Origin of the sequence: Hydrogenophaga sp. (assembly GCF_041913525.1) — a bacterium.
Taxonomy (GTDB): Bacteria; Pseudomonadota; Gammaproteobacteria; order Burkholderiales; family Burkholderiaceae_C; genus Hydrogenophaga.
The window spans coordinates 163,775-179,596 of the sequence record NZ_JAYSFD010000001.1 but is presented as its reverse complement, the minus strand read 5'-3'; the positions used below and the strand labels follow the sequence as shown (position 1 = coordinate 179,596).

Genomic DNA, 15,822 nt, shown 5'->3' with positions numbered 1-15,822 from the left:
GCCAACCCGCTCAAGCGCTCAACAATTGCCGCAGCACGAAGGGCAGGATGCCGCCGGCCCGGTAGTAGCCCACCTCCACCGGGGTGTCGATGCGCAGGATGAGGCGGTGCTCGTCTTGTGTGCCATCGAGTCGCGTCACAACCAATCGCGCCTCACTCTGTGGCGCGAGGTCTTCGGCCGGCACGATGTCGATCACCTCGTCGCCGCGCAGGCCCAGCGTCTGCCAAGACTCACCGGGGCGGAACTGCAGCGGCAGCACGCCCATGCCCACCAGGTTGGCGCGGTGGATGCGCTCGAAGCTGCGCGCCACCACGGCGCGGATGCCCAGCAGGCGCGTGCCTTTGGCGGCCCAGTCGCGGCTGGAGCCGGTGCCGTATTCCTCGCCGGCGAACACCACGGTGGGCACGCCCTGGGCCTGGTAGCGCTGGGCGGCGTCGAAGATGGCCATCTTTTCGCCCGTGGGCTGCAGCAGGGTGAGACCGCCCTCTTCGCGCGAGCCGTCGGCCCGGGGCGGGATCATCAGGTTCTTGATGCGCACGTTGGCGAAGGTGCCGCGCACCATCACCTCGTGGTGGCCGCGGCGTGCGCCGTAGCTGTTGAAATCGGCCGGCTTCACGCCCTGGGCCTGCAGCCACAGGCCCGCTGGCGAACTGGCCTTGATGGAGCCGGCGGGCGAGATGTGGTCGGTGGTGATGGAGTCGCCCAGCAAGGCCATCACGCGCGCACCGCGCACCGCCGCGTCAGTGGCGGCTGGCGCTTGCAGGGCGAAACCATCGAGGAACGGCGGGCGGGCGATGTAGCTGCTGGCCGGCCAGTCGTACACCTGGCCACTGGCGCCCTGAATGCGCGACCACAGCTCACCCGGCTCGGCCTTGGCGCGGGCGTAGTTGTCGCGGTAGGCGGCGCCGTTCATGGCGCTGGCCATCAGCGCGTGGACCTCATCGCTGCTGGGCCAGATGTCGCCCAGGTACACATCGCGCCCGCCCTTGCCCTGGCCCACGGGCTCGGTCATCAGGTCGCGCATGACGGTGCCGGCCAGGGCGTAGGCCACCACCAGCGGTGGGCTGGCCAGGAAGTTGGCCTTGAGGTTGGGGTGGATGCGCGCCTCGAAGTTGCGGTTGCCCGAGAGCACGGCCGCGCAGACCAGGTCGTTCTGCGTGATCACGTCGTTCAGCTCAGGCGTGAGGTCGCCGGCGTTGCCGATGCAGGTGGTACAGCCATAGCCCGCGAGAAAGAAGCCCAGTTGTTCCAGGTAGGGCAGCAGGCCGGTGGCGCGCAGGTACTCGGTGACGATGCGCGAGCCCGGGGCGAGCGAGGTCTTGATGTGCGGCTTCACCTTCAAGCCCTTCTCCACCGCCTTCTTGGCCAGCAGGCCGGCGGCCAGCAGCACGCCCGGGTTGCTGGTGTTGGTGCAACTGGTGATGGCGGCGATCAGCACGTCGCCGTTCTTCACCGCCAGGCCGTCGCGCGTCTTGAAGGCCTTGCCCAGCTTGGCCTTGGGCTGCAGGAAACCGCCCTGCTCCATCGGCGCGCTGAACAGCTCGCCAAAGCGCCGCGCCACCTGCCCGATCTCGATGCGGTCTTGCGGCCGCTTGGGGCCGGCCAGGCTGGGGGCCACGGTGCCCAGGTCAAGCGAGATGACCTGCGAGTAGTCGATCTCGCCCTTGCCCTGCGAGGCGCCCGGCGCACCGGGCACGCCGAACAGGCCCTGGGCGCGGAAGTAGGCCTCGAACAGTGCGATCTCGTCGGCGCTGCGGCCGGTGCCAAGGAAGTAGTCGAGCGTTTTCTCGTCCACCGGGAAGAAGCCCATGGTGGCTCCGTACTCGGGCGCCATGTTGGCGATGGTGGCGCGGTCGGGCAAGGAGAGCGAGGCGGTGCCTTCGCCAAAGAACTCGACGAACTTGCCCACCACCTTGTGCCGGCGCAGGATCTCGGTGACGGTGAGCACCAGGTCGGTGGCGGTCACGCCTTCGCGCAGCCGACCCGTCAGCTCAAAGCCCACCACGTCGGGCGTGAGGAAGTAAACCGGCTGCCCCAGCATGGCGGCCTCGGCCTCAATGCCGCCCACGCCCCAGGCCACCACCCCCAGGCCGTTGATCATGGTGGTGTGGCTGTCGGTGCCCACCAGCGTGTCGGGGTAAACCACACCGTCTTTCACGTGCACGCCGCGGGCCAGGTGCTCCAGGTTCACCTGGTGCACGATGCCCACGCCCGGCGGCACCACGCCGAAGGTGTCAAAGGCCTGCATGCCCCATTTCATGAACTGGTAACGCTCGCGGTTGCGGTGGAATTCCAGCCGCATGTTCAGGTCAAGCGCATCGGGCGTGCCGTAGTGGTCCACCGTGACCGAGTGGTCCACCACCAGGTCCACCGGCACCAGCGGCTCCACGCGCTGGGGGTCGCGGCCCAGCGCTTGCGCGGTGCTGCGCATGGCGGCCAGGTCGGCCAGCAGCGGCACGCCGGTGAAGTCTTGCAGCACCACGCGCGCCACGGTGAAGGGAATCTCGTCGGTGCGCACGGCGTTGGGCTGCCAGCACGCCAGTTGCGTCACGTGATCGGGCGTGACGCGCTCGCCATCGCAATGGCGCAGCACGCTCTCCAGCACGATGCGCAAGGACTGCGGCAGGCGGTTCACCGAGGGGAACTCGCGCGCCAGTTCGGGCAGCGAGAACAGCTGTGCCTGGCCCGTGCCAGGCAAGGGCAGTGCCCGGATCACATGGGCGAAGGAATGGGCGCGACGTGTCGATTGAGACATGGCTTGGATCCTCAGTGCAAAGTGGAGGCGACCCATTCTGGCGCGGACAAATGACCCTCAGCGCACTCACGGTTTCAACCCGATAGGCGGGGCAAAGGCAACAGCCCAAAGTGGCGTTTTGATCCTGACACATCGGACGCCTTCATGATCCCTAAGACCTTGGCACAAACGCGTCGCCTTTGCCCATGGGCCTCGCTTCCCGCCCCTCACACCCGCCAGTTCGTTAGCCTCGAGGTGCTTCGTCTTATCCAGAGCACCCCATTGGGATGCGCGGCGATGTCGGCCTTCAGGTTCCAGTTGCGCGGTGACTGTGAGGCCAATTCTCGATGGATGCAATGGGCATTGACCAACATCCTGGTGGGCGGAGGTTTTGCCTCGCGACTCGCCTTGGAATCACCGAACGAGAGCTCCTGCCAGTGGCCCATCGAAAGCGCGGGGGCTCTCCTGAAAGTCAACGCCGAATGCGGCCCCTTGGTGCTCACGCTTTTCAGAGCCTTGGCTGCCGATCAGGGAGCCGACGTCTACCTGCGACAACACTGCGTCGTGCTGCTCACCAGTTTCAGACACCGGGAGCGTGACCTGGGCCTGCTGCTCGATGGCAACGACCTGCAAAACAACCCCGTGATGGACCACTTGCGCGAGTGGCTGCGCAACGAGGGCCGGGGCCGCTCAGTAGGCGACCTCACAAGTGAAGAGCTGATCCAGATCGGTCGGACCTGGGCCCATCAGACTGGAAACAAACCCGAGCTTCACCAGAGCGCCTTCCGGCTGGTGGATCTCGGCGAACTGATCCGGCGATCCCGGGCAGAGGATGCCCACCAGTCTCCAGCTGGTTGGTGGGAGTGGCTCATGGGGAACGCACCACGCACACAAATGCGTTGGGCCAAGTACTACAAGTGCCACAAGCCCTGCCTGTCCGACCAAGCGCTCTGCGAACTCAAGGCACTTGTCGATCAGAACCCTCAGTTAGTGGAAACCGCCATGCCAGAACGCCCAGAGCTTTGAGCCTTGATCCACCGGAACGCAAACCACCCCGGGCCATCAACATCGATCCACCCCAAAGAAGCACCATGAATTTTGACCAGTACCAGGCCCTGTGCGCCGCTGCCATTGCCTCCCTCAATACCGCATCAATCGCCGTGACAGCTGTTAAGGGCGACAGCTTCACCCTCAACGGCGTGACTTTGGATCTGCTGTTCGATGAACCGCAGTCGGTGTTGTCGGTGGTCTGTCATCTGGGACAACCAGCCGATGCACATCGCACGCAGGTCTACGAGCAGCTGCTGTACCTGCAAACGATGACTCTCCACCTGACAGGTGTTCGGTTCGGCTACGACCCGAAACTGGATGAGGTGCTGTTCTGCTCCAGTGCCGAAGTGGGCACCGACACCCCACCCGAATGGCTGGCCAGGCTCATGAGCACCATGGCGCAGCAGGCGCTGGCTTGGCGAGACGGCATGCTCGACGGTCAGGTGGCAAGACTGGCCACGGAGTTGGAGGAGGAACTGCAGGGCAACTGAAGCGAGAAATTCATGATGGACATCGAAATCCAAGGCAATCCAGCGAAACGTCAACGCCGGACCGACGAAGAAGCCGACTCTTACACCGATCACTTGGCGGCCCGAATCAACTTCCAGGCCATCGAGTGGAATGCCTACCTGAAGTCACCAAGCCGACGACGGCATGCCGGACAGCCAGAACTGACCGATCGAACAAACGAGGCCGAGAACACGGCCATTCAGCTGAAAAAGGCCTTCTGCCAGGCCGTTCAGGAGATGCAGCAGACTGCAGCCCATTTGCTGAATAGCCACGAGCACCAAGCCCAGGCGATCAAAGCACACCCGCCGGCCACTGCCAGCTTCTGGCGCGGCGCGCTGGCAGGTGGGAGCGCGGGTTACCTCGTGTCGTTCTTCGCTGCCAAGGCTCTGACCCTAGCATTCGTGCAAGTTGGCGAGCAAGCGCGGTGGGCATTTGCGCCGCTGGCAGGAGTGCTTCACGCGACGCTAGGCGAAGCCGTCGGAGGCGGCCTGCGGTCCACGTTCGCCACCTATCAATCCCCCGACGGCGCACTGTGGGCAAATCTCATCAGCGCCATGAGCGACTACGCGCTGTACACGGTCGGCGGCCGCACACGAGGACGAGCCAAGGCCAGGCATGCCATGCAGGAAGCCGTGACCCATATTCAGAGGAGTCTGGATGCTCGTCTGGGTCCCGATCCCAATAGATCACAAACCATCGCTCTCTTTGGCGCGTGGTGGCGGTCTCTGGTCTGCGATGAGCTGGCCTTCCTTGCCTTCGCCGTGGCCTACACAGGCACCGGCGCGCTACAGCCCGTCTTGCGCAGGATGGTGGACACCCGCCTGAGCCGGGGGGTCGATTTCGGCTCTACCCTGGTGTGTGGATTGCTGGGAGCTTCGTTCACGGGCGCGCTACAGAACTGGATGCGCCAACATCTCCAGCGCGCGGCGTTCATCACCGGCAGCAACCACAACGCGGAGCGCGTGGCCCGACAGGGGCTTCTGACCGAAACCATCAAGGCTCTGCAGCATGAGCGGGCCCGCATTGAGCACTGCAGCCAAAAATTCCTCGATCTGTTCACTTCCGACGAGACCAATGAGGCCGTCATCGGACAGCGCAGGGCCATCCAAGCAGAGGCACAAAGGGCGATCCAGTCAATCGACTCGAAGTTGGACGAATTTGCCAAGGAACTGCTGAAATGCGAAACCAATGAGCGCATCGGCGCCACCAGCCAGGCAATCATCGCCACTGGGAAGGCTCTGTTCTGCGGGCCTGCCGACCCCAAGACGCCCTGGCTGGGGGGTGGTGCCAAACTGCGTCGGGCACTGGCCAAGTCAATCGCCAACACCGCTGCCGTGGCCACCTATCTGTACTACCTGAACGAGGTAGCCAACACGCTGCACCCGCTGGCCCCCACGACAGTGGTCAATCAGACAGCCGACTACCCTGCCATGACCACGCCATCTCCGCCAGCCGCGTTGATGGAGCATGTGGACTTCGCACTGCACGGCTTCGTCCTGATCGGAGCCTGGTGCGCACGTACCATCGTGAGCAACGCCACTGAACTGGTTGCCTTGTCCGCGGTTCCTGGCCTTGGTTTGCGCATAGCTTCTGCCACCCAGATGCTTTGGGGATGTGCTCACGCGGGCCATGTGCCAGAAACCGATGCCACACAGAACCACGCGGCTCCATCAGATGATGACGAGCTCAGTTCAAGCAGCCCACTGAATGCACAAGACGAGGAGAGTCGAAGCAACTTGGATGGGGGTTCTGCCAATACCCAGAACAATGAGCACGGCAGTCGCGCCAGGGAAGACGATGGCACATCCAGCGAAAGTGAGAGTGCACACCAGTCAGCCGGCGAGATGATCGCGGACGCGGGTGATGTGGTCTTCGATTTGACGGAAATCGGAAAGGCTCTGGGCTCACCTTACGACAACGAAGCCTCAAACCACGCTGACAACTGAGCGCGCACCACATCGAGCCCGGCGTGCGCCAAGCTAGGCCACCTTGACAAAAAACCCCCGGCACCTCGCGGTGCCGGGGGTTTTTCTTCAGGTGGCGAGTGCTCAGGCCTTCACGGTCTTGGCGGTCTCGGCGTATTCCTCGATCTGGTCGAAGTTCATGTACTTGTACACGCTGGCGGCATCCTGGTTGATGATGCCCATGGCCTCCTGGTACTCGGCCACGGTGGGGATCTTGCCCAGCTTGGAGCAAATGGCGGCCAGTTCAGCCGACCCCAGGAACACGTTGGTGTTCTTACCCAGGCGGTTGGGGAAGTTGCGGGTGGAGGTGGACATCACCGTTGCGCCTTCCTTCACCTGCGCCTGGTTACCCATGCACAGCGAGCAGCCCGGCATTTCGGTGCGCGCACCGGCGGTGCCGAAGGCGGCGTAGTGGCCTTCCTTCATCAGCTCGCTCTGGTCCATCTTGGTCGGCGGGGCCACCCACAGCTTCACCGGGATGTCGCGCGCGCCGCCCAGCAGCTTGGCCGCGGCACGGAAGTGACCGATGTTGGTCATGCACGAACCGATGAAGGCCTCATCGATCTTGGTGCCGGCCACTTCCGACATGAACTTGGCGTCGTCCGGGTCGTTGGGGCAGCAGACGATGGGCTCCTTGATCTCGTTCATGTCGATCTCGATCACGGCGGCGTACTCGGCGTCCTTGTCGGCCTCCAGCAGCTCGGGCTTGGCCAGCCAGGCTTCCACCTTCTCGATGCGGCGCTGCAGGGTCTTCGCGTCGGCATAGCCGTCGGCGATCATGTTCTTCATGAGCACCACGTTGCTCTTGAGGTACTCAATGACCGGCTCTTTGTCGAGCTTGATCGTGCAGCCGGCGGCGGAGCGCTCAGCCGAGGCGTCAGACAGCTCGAAAGCCTGCTCCACCTTCAGGTCAGGCAGGCCTTCGATTTCCAGGATGCGGCCCGAGAAGATGTTCTTCTTGCCGGCCTTGGCCACGGTCAGCAGACCGGCCTTGATGGCGTACAGCGGAATGGCGTGCACCAGGTCGCGCAGGGTCACGCCGGGCTGCAGCTTGCCCTTGAAGCGCACCAGCACCGACTCGGGCATGTCCAGTGGCATCACGCCGGTGGCGGCGCCGAAAGCCACCAGGCCAGAGCCGGCCGGGAAGGAAATGCCAATGGGGAAGCGGGTGTGCGAGTCACCGCCGGTGCCCACGGTGTCGGGCAGCAGCAGGCGGTTGAGCCAGCTGTGGATCACGCCGTCGCCCGGGCGCAGGGCCACGCCGCCACGGTTGCTGATGAAGGCGGGCAGCTCGCGGTGCATCTTCGCGTCCACCGGCTTCGGGTAAGCGGCGGTGTGGCAGAAGGACTGCATCACCAGATCGGCCGAGAAGCCCAGGCAAGCCAGGTCCTTCAGCTCGTCGCGGGTCATGGGGCCAGTGGTGTCCTGCGAACCCACGGTGGTCATCTTGGGCTCGCAGTAGGTGCCCGGGCGGATGCCCTGACCTTCGGGCAGGCCACAGGCGCGGCCCACCATCTTCTGGGCCAGGGTGAAGCCGGCCTTGGTGGCGGCAGGCGCCTGGGGCAGGCGGAACACGGTGGAAGCGGGCAGGCCCAGGGCTTCGCGCGCCTTGGCGGTGAGCGAGCGACCGATGATCAGGTTGATGCGGCCGCCGGCGCGCACTTCGTCGAACAGCACGTCGCTCTTGAGCTTGAACTCGGCCACGGTCTCGCCGTTCTTGACGATCTTGCCGTCGTAGGGCAGCACGTCGATGACGTCACCCATTTCCAGCTTGGACACGTCCACCTCAATCGGCAGCGACCCCGAGTCTTCCTGCGTGTTGAAGAAGATGGGGGCGATCTTGCCGCCCAGGGTGACGCCGCCAAAGCGCTTGTTCGGCACGAAGGGGATGTCTTGGCCGGTGGCCCAGATCACCGAGTTGGTGGCCGACTTGCGGCTGGAGCCGGTGCCCACCACGTCGCCCACGTAGGCCACCAGGTGGCCCTTCTTCTTCAGGTCTTCAATGAACTGGATCGGGCCACGCTTGCCGTCTTCCTCGGGCTTGAAGGCCGCGTCAGGGCGGGTGTTCTTCAGCATCGCCAGGTAGTGCAGCGGGATGTCCGGGCGGCTCCAGGCGTCGGGCGCGGGCGAAAGGTCGTCGGTGTTGGTCTCGCCGGGCACCTTGAACACGGTGACGGTGATCTTCTTCTCGACCTCGGGGCGGCTGGTGAACCACTCAGCGTCGCCCCACGACTGCAGCACTTCACGGGCCTTGGCATTGCCGGCCTTGGCCTTCTCGGCCACGTCGTTGAAGTAGTCGAACATCAGCAGGGTCTTCTTCAGGCCCTCGGCGGCCACACCCGCCACTTCGGCGTCGTCCAGCAGCTCGATCAGCGGGTGCACGTTGTAGCCACCCACCATGGTGCCCAGCAGCTCGGTGGCCTTGGCCTTGGAGATCAGGCCCACCTTCACGTCACCGTGGGCCACGGCCGCCAGGAAGCTGGCCTTGACCTTGGCCGCGTCGTCCACGCCGGGCGGCACGCGGTGGGTGAGCAAGTCCAGCAGGAAAGCGTCCTCGCCAGCGGGCGGGTTCTTGATGAGGTCGATCAGGGCGTCGACCTGCTTGGCGTCCAGCGGCAGCGGCGGAATGCCCAGCGCGGCGCGTTCGGCGGCGTGGGCGCGATATTCGGACAGGAAGTTGGACATGGCGATCTCCGTGGGAGGGGTGGTAATCAGATCAGGTCGGGGCCACAAGGGCCAGAATCTGTGACGGCAGCGGGCGGCCCGTGCGGTGGGCACGGTCCAGCACCTGCCAGTAATAGCGGTAGCTCGCGCGGTCGTGCAGGCGACCGCCAAATTGCACCGGCGCCCACTGGGCAGCGGCGGCGCGTTCGATCAGCTCAGCGGCCTCGTCCACCTCATCGGTGGCGGGTGCCATGGCGGCCAGAATGGGCCGGATCTGATCGGGGTGAATGCTCCAGACGCGGGTGTAGCCCAGCTCGCCAGCGGCCCGGCGAACCGCCACCTGCAGGGCATCGGGGTTCTTGAACTCGGTGATGACGCAATGCGCGGGCACCTTGCCATGGGCATGGCAGGCACTGGCCATGTCCATCTTGGCGCGCAGCACCAAGGGGTGGGTGAACTGCCCCTGCACGCTCATGGCGCTGGCGGGAATGGCCCCGCCGTGGGCAGACACAAAATCCATCAGGCCAAAGCTCAGGCTTTGCACCCGGGGATGCGCCGCGATGTCAAAAGCGCGGTGCACCGCCGCCGGCGACTCGATCAGCGCGTGCAGCATGAGACCGGTGGCGCCAGCGGCGTCCAGGGCATCGGCGGCGCGCTGCACGTCCTCCACCCGCTCCACCTTGGGCACCATCACGTGGCACAGGCGCTGGCCAGCGCGGCCCACGATGTGGGCCACGTCGGCGTCAAAGGCGGGGTGATCGACGGCGTGCACGCGCACGGCCACGCGGGCCTTCGGGTCAGCCGCCAGGGCCAACTCCGTCACCAGCGCGGCGTGCTCGGCCTCGCCCCCCACCGGGGCACCGTCTTCGCAATCGAGCGTCACGTCAAAGACGCAAGCGCCGAACTCTTGCGTGAGTTCGGCCTGCAGCGCCAGGCTCTTGCGCATGCGCGCCTCCACCCCGCTGTAGTGGTCACAGACCGGCAGCGAAAACGCGCCGGCCTGGGCACCCAGCAAGATGGCGGCGGGGTTGGCAGGCACGGGAGTTACCAAGCGGTTACAGCAGGTGCTTCACGCCGTCCTGCTCGCCTTGCAGCTCGGCCAGGGTCTTGTTGATGCATTCTTGCGAGAAAGCATCGATCTCCAGGCCTTCGACGATCTTGTACTCGCCGTTCTCGGTGGTCACCGGGAAGCCGAACACGATGCCGGCGGGAATGCCGTATTCGCCATTGGAGGGCACGCCCATGGTGACCCACTCGCCCTTGGAGCCCAGGGCCCAGTCGCGCATGTGGTCAATGGCGGCGTTGGCGGCCGAGGCGGCGGACGACAGGCCACGTGCAGCGATGATGGCGGCGCCACGCTTGCCCACGGTGGGCAGGAACACCTCAGCGTTCCACACCTGGTCGTTGATGGCGTCCTTCACCGACTTGCCGTCCACGGTGGCGAAGCGGTAGTCGGCGTACATGGTGGGCGAGTGGTTGCCCCACACGGCCAGCTTCTCGATGTCGCCCACGGCAACGCCGATCTTGGCGGCGATCTGCGAGGCGGCACGGTTGTGGTCCAGGCGCAGCATGGCGGTGAAGTTCTTGGCCGGCAGATCGGGGGCCGACTTCATGGCGATGTAGGCGTTGGTGTTGGCGGGGTTGCCGACCACCAGCACCTTCACGTTGCGCGAGGCCACGGCGTTCAGGGCCTTGCCCTGCACGGTGAAGATGGCGGCATTGGCGGCCAGCAGGTCGGCGCGCTCCATGCCAGGGCCACGGGGACGGGCGCCAACCAGCAGGGCGTAGTCGGTGTCCTTGAAGGCTTGCATCGGGTCAGAGTGCGCCTCAATGCCGGCCAGCAGCGGGAAGGCGCAGTCTTCGAGTTCCATGATCACGCCCTTGAGCGCGTTCTGGGCCTTCTCGTCCGGGATCTCCAGCAGCTGAAGAATCACAGGCTGGTCTTTGCCCAGCATTTCGCCAGAGGCAATGCGGAACAGCAGGGCGTAGCCGATCTGGCCAGCGGCGCCGGTGACGGCGACGCGAACGGGCTTCTTGTTCATGGTAAGAACTCCAAGTGAGAGGGAAAGACTGGGCCAGAAGCGGCCGAGACCCCGGGCGCGGGGAGTTGAGCCCGGGATGGAATCGGGGCATGAGTGTACCCGCGCAAACCCTAGAGCGTCAATTTGTCTTATGTCTTATATAAGATATGATTGACTCGCCTCCGCCACGACGCAGCGGCCCCAATCCCCATGCCCTCTTCATCGCCCCTCACCCCAGACCAGTCCGGCGCCGACAACCGCCCGGGCGGTGACGGAGCGATCGCAAGCGCCACGCCCACGCCAGCCTTCAGCCCGCTGTACCAGCAGATCAAATCGTTAATACTGCGCAGCTTGCAAGACGGCGAATGGAAGCCGGGCGACATGATCCCCAGCGAACTGGAACTCGCCGGACGCTACAAGGTGAGCCAGGGCACAGTGCGCAAAGCCATTGACGAACTGGCCACAGACAACCTGCTCGTGCGCCGCCAGGGCAAAGGCACTTTCGTGGCCACCCACGCCGAGCAGCACATCCAATACCGCTTCCTGCGCCTGCTGCCCGACGCCGGCAGCCTGGACAGCCAGGGCCCGGCCGAGCGACGCATCATTGAGTGCCGCCGCCTGCGCGCACCAGCCGAGGTGGCGCGCCTGCTCAACCTCAAGACAGGCGACGCAGTGCTGCAGGTGCGGCGCGTGCTGTCGTTTGGCGGCCAACCCGCCATCCTGGAAGAGATCTGGCTGCCCGGCACCCCCTTCAAAGGCCTGACGCTGGAGACGCTCTCCAGCGACAAAGGCCCGATGTATGCCCTCTTCGAGACCCAGTTTGGCGTGCGCATGGTGCGCGCCACCGAAAAGATCAAGGCTGTCGCCGCAGACCGCGAGGCCGCTGAGCGGCTGGCCCTGCCCCCTGGCGAACCGCTGCTGAGCGTGGAGCGCCTGGCCTTCACTTACAACGACGTGCCCATGGAACTCCGCCGCGGCCTGTACCGCACCGATACCCGCCATTACCGAAACGAATTGAGCTGATAGCCCCCCCACTCCCCACCGATGACCCCGAAGCCTGCTCGAATGTCCCCCCGGAGACATGTTGCGTTGCAATAGAATTTGCGACCGCTGGCTGCGAGTTACCAGTCGGTTACATACCTTTCCCCCCCAGCCCTCATCGGAGCCCCCTCCGACAGAAAGCCCCACCATGACCGAGTTGACCCGAAAGCGGCCCGAGTTCCGCAACATCAACGCCTTCAAAGACCTCACCACCTACCGCATGGCCGCGGCGGCGTGGGTCTCGATCCTGCACCGCGCCAGCGGTGGCCTGATGTTCCTGCTGCTGCCGCTGATCGTCTGGCTGTTTGACACTTCGGTGTCCTCGGAAATTTCCTACGAGCGCTTCACGTCGGCCTTCCAGGTGGGCGTGGGTTTCGTGCCAGGCTGGCTGTTCAAGCTGGTCGTGCTGTCCATCATCTGGGCCTACCTGCACCACCTGATCGCTGGCGTGCGCCACCTCTACATGGACGCCACCCACTCGGTGTCCAAGCAGTTTGGCCGCTCCTCCGCCATCGTCACCCTGGTGCTGAGCATTGGCCTGACCGTGGTGCTGGGCGCCAAGCTCTTCGGTCTGTACTGATCGCCTGTCTCTTCAAGGACCTCTCTCATGTCTGTCAACTACGGATCCAAGCGCGTCGTCACCGGCGCCCACTACGGCCTGCGCGACTGGCTGGCCCAGCGCATCACCGCCGCCCTGATGGTCATCTTCACCCTGATCCTGCTGGCCAAGGTGCTGCTGGTCAGTGGCCCTCTGGGCTACGAGGGCTGGGCCGGCGTGTTCGCCCCTCAGTGGATGAAGGCCCTGACCTTCGCCGTGTTCCTGGCCCTGGCCTACCACGTGTGGGTCGGCATTCGCGACATCTGGATGGACTACGTCAAGCCCGCCGGCCTGCGCCTGGCCCTGCACGTGTTCACCATCGTCTGGCTCCTGTCCTGCCTGGGCTGGGCCGTTCAAGTTCTCTGGAGGCTCTGAAGCCATGACCGCAACCGCAAATCTCCCCAAGCGCCAGTTCGACGTCGTCATCGTCGGAGCCGGTGGCTCTGGCATGCGCGCCTCGCTGCAACTGGCGCGCGCCGGCCTGAAAGTGGCCGTGCTCTCCAAGGTGTTCCCCACCCGTTCGCACACCGTGGCCGCGCAAGGTGGCATCGGCGCTTCGCTGGGCAACATGAGCGAGGACAACTGGCACTACCACTTCTACGACACCATCAAGGGCTCTGACTGGCTGGGCGACCAGGACGCCATCGAGTTCATGTGCCGCGAGGCACCCAATGTGGTGTACGAGCTGGAACACTTCGGCATGCCGTTCGACCGCAACCCCGACGGCACCATCTACCAGCGCCCCTTCGGCGGCCACACCGCCAATTACGGCGAGAAGCCCGTGCAGCGCGCCTGCGCCGCGGCCGACCGCACCGGCCACGCCATGCTGCACACCCTGTACCAGCAGAACGTGGCAGCCCGCACCACCTTCTTCGTGGAGTGGATGGCCCTTGACCTGATCCGCGACGCCGATGGCGACGTGGTGGGCGTGACCGCCCTGGAAATGGAAACCGGCGACGTGTACGTGCTGGAAGCCAAGACCACGCTGCTGGCCACCGGCGGCGCCGGTCGCATCTTCGCGGCCTCCACCAACGCCTTCATCAACACCGGTGACGGCCTGGGCATGGCCGCTCGCGCCGGCATCCCGCTGCAAGACATGGAGTTCTGGCAGTTCCACCCCACCGGCGTGGCCGGCGCGGGCGTGCTGCTGACCGAAGGCTGCCGCGGCGAGGGCGCCATCCTGCTCAACAGCGAAGGCGAGCGCTTCATGGAGCGCTACGCGCCCACCCTGAAAGACCTGGCCCCGCGTGACTTCGTCTCGCGTTGCATGGACCAGGAAATCAAGGAAGGCCGTGGCTGCGGTCCCAACAAGGATTACGTGCTGCTCAAGCTCGACCACCTGGGCGCCGAGACCATCCACAAGCGCCTGCCCTCGGTGTACGAAATCGGCGTGAACTTCGCCAACGTCGACATCACCCGCGAGCCCATTCCCGTGGTGCCCACCATCCACTACCAGATGGGTGGCATTCCCACCAACATCAACGGCCAGGTCGTCACCCCTGACGGCAACGGCGGCCAGAAGGTGGTCAACGGTCTGTACGCGGTGGGCGAGTGCTCCTGCGTGTCGGTGCACGGCGCCAACCGCCTGGGCACCAACTCGCTGCTCGACCTGCTGGTGTTCGGCAAGGCTGCCGGCAACCACATCGTCCAGTACAACGACAAGAACAAGACCCACAAGCCCGTGCCCGCCAACGGTGCCGACCAGACCCTGGCCCGCCTGGCCCGCCTGGACAGCGCCACCAGCGGCGAGTACGCACAAGACGTGGCCAACGACATCCGCTCGGCCATGCAGCAGCACGCCGGCGTGTTCCGCACCCAGGCCAGCATGGACGAAGGTGTCCAGAAGATCAACGCCCTGCGTGCCCGCGTGAACAGCATCGGCCTGCAGGACAAGTCCAAGGTCTTCAACACCGCCCGCATCGAGGCGCTGGAAGTCGAGAACCTGATCGAAGCCGCACAGGCCACCATGACCTCGGCCGCCGCCCGCAAGGAATGCCGTGGCGCCCACACCGTGAACGACTACGAGCGTCCCGCTGACGACGCGCAGTTCCCGCTGGGCCGCAACGACGCCGAGTGGATGAAGCACACCCTGTGGCACAGCGCCGACAACAGCCTCACCTACAAGCCGGTGAACCTCAAGCCGCTGACGGTGGAATCGGTTCCGCCCAAGGTCCGTACCTTCTGAGCGCCCCACGCACTGGAGTCAAGAACATGGCAAAACGCACTTTCAAGATCTACCGCTACGACCCCGAGAAGGACGCCAAGCCTTACATGCAGAGCATCGAGGTGGAGCTCGACGGCAACGAGCGCATGCTGCTCGACGCGCTGATGAAGCTCAAGAAGGTGGACCCGTCCATCTCTTTCCGCCGCTCCTGCCGCGAAGGCGTGTGCGGTTCGGACGCGATGAACATCAACGGCAAGAACGGTCTGGCCTGCCTGACCAACATGAACACGCTCAAGGGCGACATCGTGTTGAAGCCGCTGCCCGGCCTGCCGGTGGTGCGCGACCTGATCGTGGACATGACGCTGTTCTTCAAGCAGTACCACAGCATCAAGCCCTACCTCATCAACGAAGAGATCGCCCCCGAGAAGGAGCGCCTGCAGTCGCCCGAAGAGCGCGAAGAGCTCAACGGCCTGTACGAGTGCATCCTGTGCGCCAGCTGCTCGACCAGCTGCCCCAGCTTCTGGTGGAACCCCGACAAGTTCGTCGGCCCCGCCGGTCTGCTGCAGGCCTACCGCTTCATCGCTGACAGCCGCGACCAGGCCACTGGTGAGCGCCTGGACAACCTCGAAGACCCGTACCGCCTGTTCCGCTGCCACACCATCATGAACTGCGTCGATGTCTGCCCCAAGGGTCTGAACCCCACCAAGGCCATCGGCAAGATCAAGGAAATGATGGTCTTGCGCTCGGTCTGACGCACGCCCCCACACGCCATGAGCCACACCACCCCCGACCTGGACGTCCCCCTGGACGAGCGCGCCCTGAGCAAGCTGCGCTGGCGGTGTCGCCGCGGCCTGCTCGAGAACGATCTGTTCATCGAGCGATTCTTCGACCACCACGCCAACAGCCTGACCGTGCGCCAGGCCGAGGCGTTGGGTCGGTTGATGGACCTGTCCGACAACGATCTGCTCGATTTGCTGCTCGGACGCAAAACGCCCCAAGCTGAGCTTGCCGACCCGGATGTCGTCTCGGTCTTGAGCCTCTTGCGCGCGGCCCGCCCAACCGCCTAAGTTCGCCCA

13 protein-coding genes are annotated in these 15,822 nt (G+C 65.0%); 9 read left to right on the top strand and 4 right to left on the bottom strand.

Annotated features, from left to right (window positions below; translation table 11 throughout):
- Positions 1–10 precede the first annotated feature (10 nt).
- Positions 11–2,755, bottom strand: a complete 2,745-nt coding sequence (gene acnA, locus ACE3RQ_RS00860; RefSeq protein WP_374518962.1) for an aconitate hydratase AcnA — start codon at positions 2,753–2,755, stop codon at positions 11–13.
- A 342-nt stretch (positions 2,756–3,097) separates the two neighbouring features.
- On the opposite strand from acnA, the gene ACE3RQ_RS00855 reads away from it, so the two are divergent.
- From ACE3RQ_RS00855 to ACE3RQ_RS00845, 3 genes are all read left to right on the top strand, one after another.
- Entirely contained in the window at positions 3,098–3,760 is a 663-nt protein-coding gene (locus ACE3RQ_RS00855; RefSeq protein ID WP_374518960.1) for a hypothetical protein, read from the top strand.
- A 65-nt stretch (positions 3,761–3,825) separates the two neighbouring features.
- A complete protein-coding gene (locus ACE3RQ_RS00850) occupies positions 3,826–4,275 on the top strand; it encodes a hypothetical protein (RefSeq protein ID WP_374518958.1) in 450 nt (149 codons plus the stop codon).
- 12 nt (positions 4,276–4,287) lie between these two features.
- Positions 4,288–6,240, top strand: a complete 1,953-nt coding sequence (locus ACE3RQ_RS00845) for a hypothetical protein (protein ID WP_374518956.1) — start codon at positions 4,288–4,290, stop codon at positions 6,238–6,240.
- A 102-nt stretch (positions 6,241–6,342) separates the two neighbouring features.
- Here the strand turns inward: ACE3RQ_RS00845 and acnB are convergent, their stop codons facing one another.
- From acnB to ACE3RQ_RS00830, 3 genes are read right to left on the bottom strand one after another with little or no spacing between them, the layout of a single operon-like run.
- Positions 6,343–8,943: a bifunctional aconitate hydratase 2/2-methylisocitrate dehydratase gene (acnB, locus tag ACE3RQ_RS00840; RefSeq protein ID WP_374518954.1), complete on the bottom strand. Its 2,601-nt coding sequence runs from the start codon at positions 8,941–8,943 to the stop codon at positions 6,343–6,345.
- Between the two features lie 31 nt (positions 8,944–8,974).
- Positions 8,975–9,961, bottom strand: a complete 987-nt coding sequence (locus ACE3RQ_RS00835) for a CoA ester lyase (protein ID WP_374518952.1) — start codon at positions 9,959–9,961, stop codon at positions 8,975–8,977.
- Positions 9,962–9,977: 16 nt separating this feature from the next.
- Positions 9,978–10,964 carry a malate dehydrogenase gene (locus ACE3RQ_RS00830; RefSeq protein ID WP_374518950.1) on the bottom strand — a complete coding sequence of 329 codons (987 nt, stop codon included), beginning with the start codon at positions 10,962–10,964 and terminating at the stop codon, positions 9,978–9,980.
- 189 nt (positions 10,965–11,153) lie between these two features.
- Here ACE3RQ_RS00830 and ACE3RQ_RS00825 point away from each other — a divergent pair, with 189 nt between their 5' ends.
- The 6 genes from ACE3RQ_RS00825 to ACE3RQ_RS00800 all read left to right on the top strand — a co-directional run bounded on the left by ACE3RQ_RS00825 (position 11,154) and on the right by ACE3RQ_RS00800 (position 15,813).
- The gene (locus ACE3RQ_RS00825; protein WP_374518948.1) at positions 11,154–11,966 is read left to right on the top strand and encodes a GntR family transcriptional regulator; all 813 of its coding nucleotides are present in this window, start codon (positions 11,154–11,156) and stop codon (positions 11,964–11,966) included.
- Between the two features lie 166 nt (positions 11,967–12,132).
- On the top strand, positions 12,133–12,564 hold the full coding sequence (gene sdhC, locus ACE3RQ_RS00820) for a succinate dehydrogenase, cytochrome b556 subunit (RefSeq protein WP_374518946.1): 432 nt from the start codon (positions 12,133–12,135) through the stop codon (positions 12,562–12,564).
- Between the two features lie 27 nt (positions 12,565–12,591).
- Complete coding sequence (gene sdhD / locus ACE3RQ_RS00815; protein WP_374518945.1) at positions 12,592–12,957, top strand: succinate dehydrogenase, hydrophobic membrane anchor protein; 366 nt, start codon at positions 12,592–12,594, stop codon at positions 12,955–12,957.
- A gap of 4 nt (positions 12,958–12,961) precedes the next feature.
- On the top strand, positions 12,962–14,767 hold the full coding sequence (gene sdhA, locus ACE3RQ_RS00810; RefSeq protein WP_374518943.1) for a succinate dehydrogenase flavoprotein subunit: 1,806 nt from the start codon (positions 12,962–12,964) through the stop codon (positions 14,765–14,767).
- Positions 14,768–14,793: 26 nt separating this feature from the next.
- Complete coding sequence (locus ACE3RQ_RS00805; RefSeq protein ID WP_374518941.1) at positions 14,794–15,498, top strand: succinate dehydrogenase iron-sulfur subunit; 705 nt, start codon at positions 14,794–14,796, stop codon at positions 15,496–15,498.
- An 18-nt stretch (positions 15,499–15,516) separates the two neighbouring features.
- On the top strand, positions 15,517–15,813 hold the full coding sequence (locus ACE3RQ_RS00800) for a succinate dehydrogenase assembly factor 2 (protein WP_374518939.1): 297 nt from the start codon (positions 15,517–15,519) through the stop codon (positions 15,811–15,813).
- Positions 15,814–15,822 lie beyond the last annotated feature (9 nt).

Bases quoted from the DNA above. Each gene is read 5' to 3' on its own strand.
- acnA (WP_374518962.1), bottom strand. From the start codon at position 2,755: ATGTCTCAATCGACACGTCGCGCCCATTCCTTCGCCCATGTGATCCGG.
- ACE3RQ_RS00850 (WP_374518958.1), top strand. From the start codon at position 3,826: ATGAATTTTGACCAGTACCAGGCCCTGTGCGCCGCTGCCATTGCCTCC.
- ACE3RQ_RS00845 (WP_374518956.1), top strand. From the start codon at position 4,288: ATGATGGACATCGAAATCCAAGGCAATCCAGCGAAACGTCAACGCCGG.
- acnB (WP_374518954.1), bottom strand. From the start codon at position 8,943: ATGTCCAACTTCCTGTCCGAATATCGCGCCCACGCCGCCGAACGCGCC.
- ACE3RQ_RS00830 (WP_374518950.1), bottom strand. From the start codon at position 10,964: ATGAACAAGAAGCCCGTTCGCGTCGCCGTCACCGGCGCCGCTGGCCAG.
- ACE3RQ_RS00825 (WP_374518948.1), top strand. From the start codon at position 11,154: ATGCCCTCTTCATCGCCCCTCACCCCAGACCAGTCCGGCGCCGACAAC.
- sdhC (WP_374518946.1), top strand. From the start codon at position 12,133: ATGACCGAGTTGACCCGAAAGCGGCCCGAGTTCCGCAACATCAACGCC.
- sdhD (WP_374518945.1), top strand. From the start codon at position 12,592: ATGTCTGTCAACTACGGATCCAAGCGCGTCGTCACCGGCGCCCACTAC.
- sdhA (WP_374518943.1), top strand. From the start codon at position 12,962: ATGACCGCAACCGCAAATCTCCCCAAGCGCCAGTTCGACGTCGTCATC.
- ACE3RQ_RS00805 (WP_374518941.1), top strand. From the start codon at position 14,794: ATGGCAAAACGCACTTTCAAGATCTACCGCTACGACCCCGAGAAGGAC.
- ACE3RQ_RS00800 (WP_374518939.1), top strand. From the start codon at position 15,517: ATGAGCCACACCACCCCCGACCTGGACGTCCCCCTGGACGAGCGCGCC.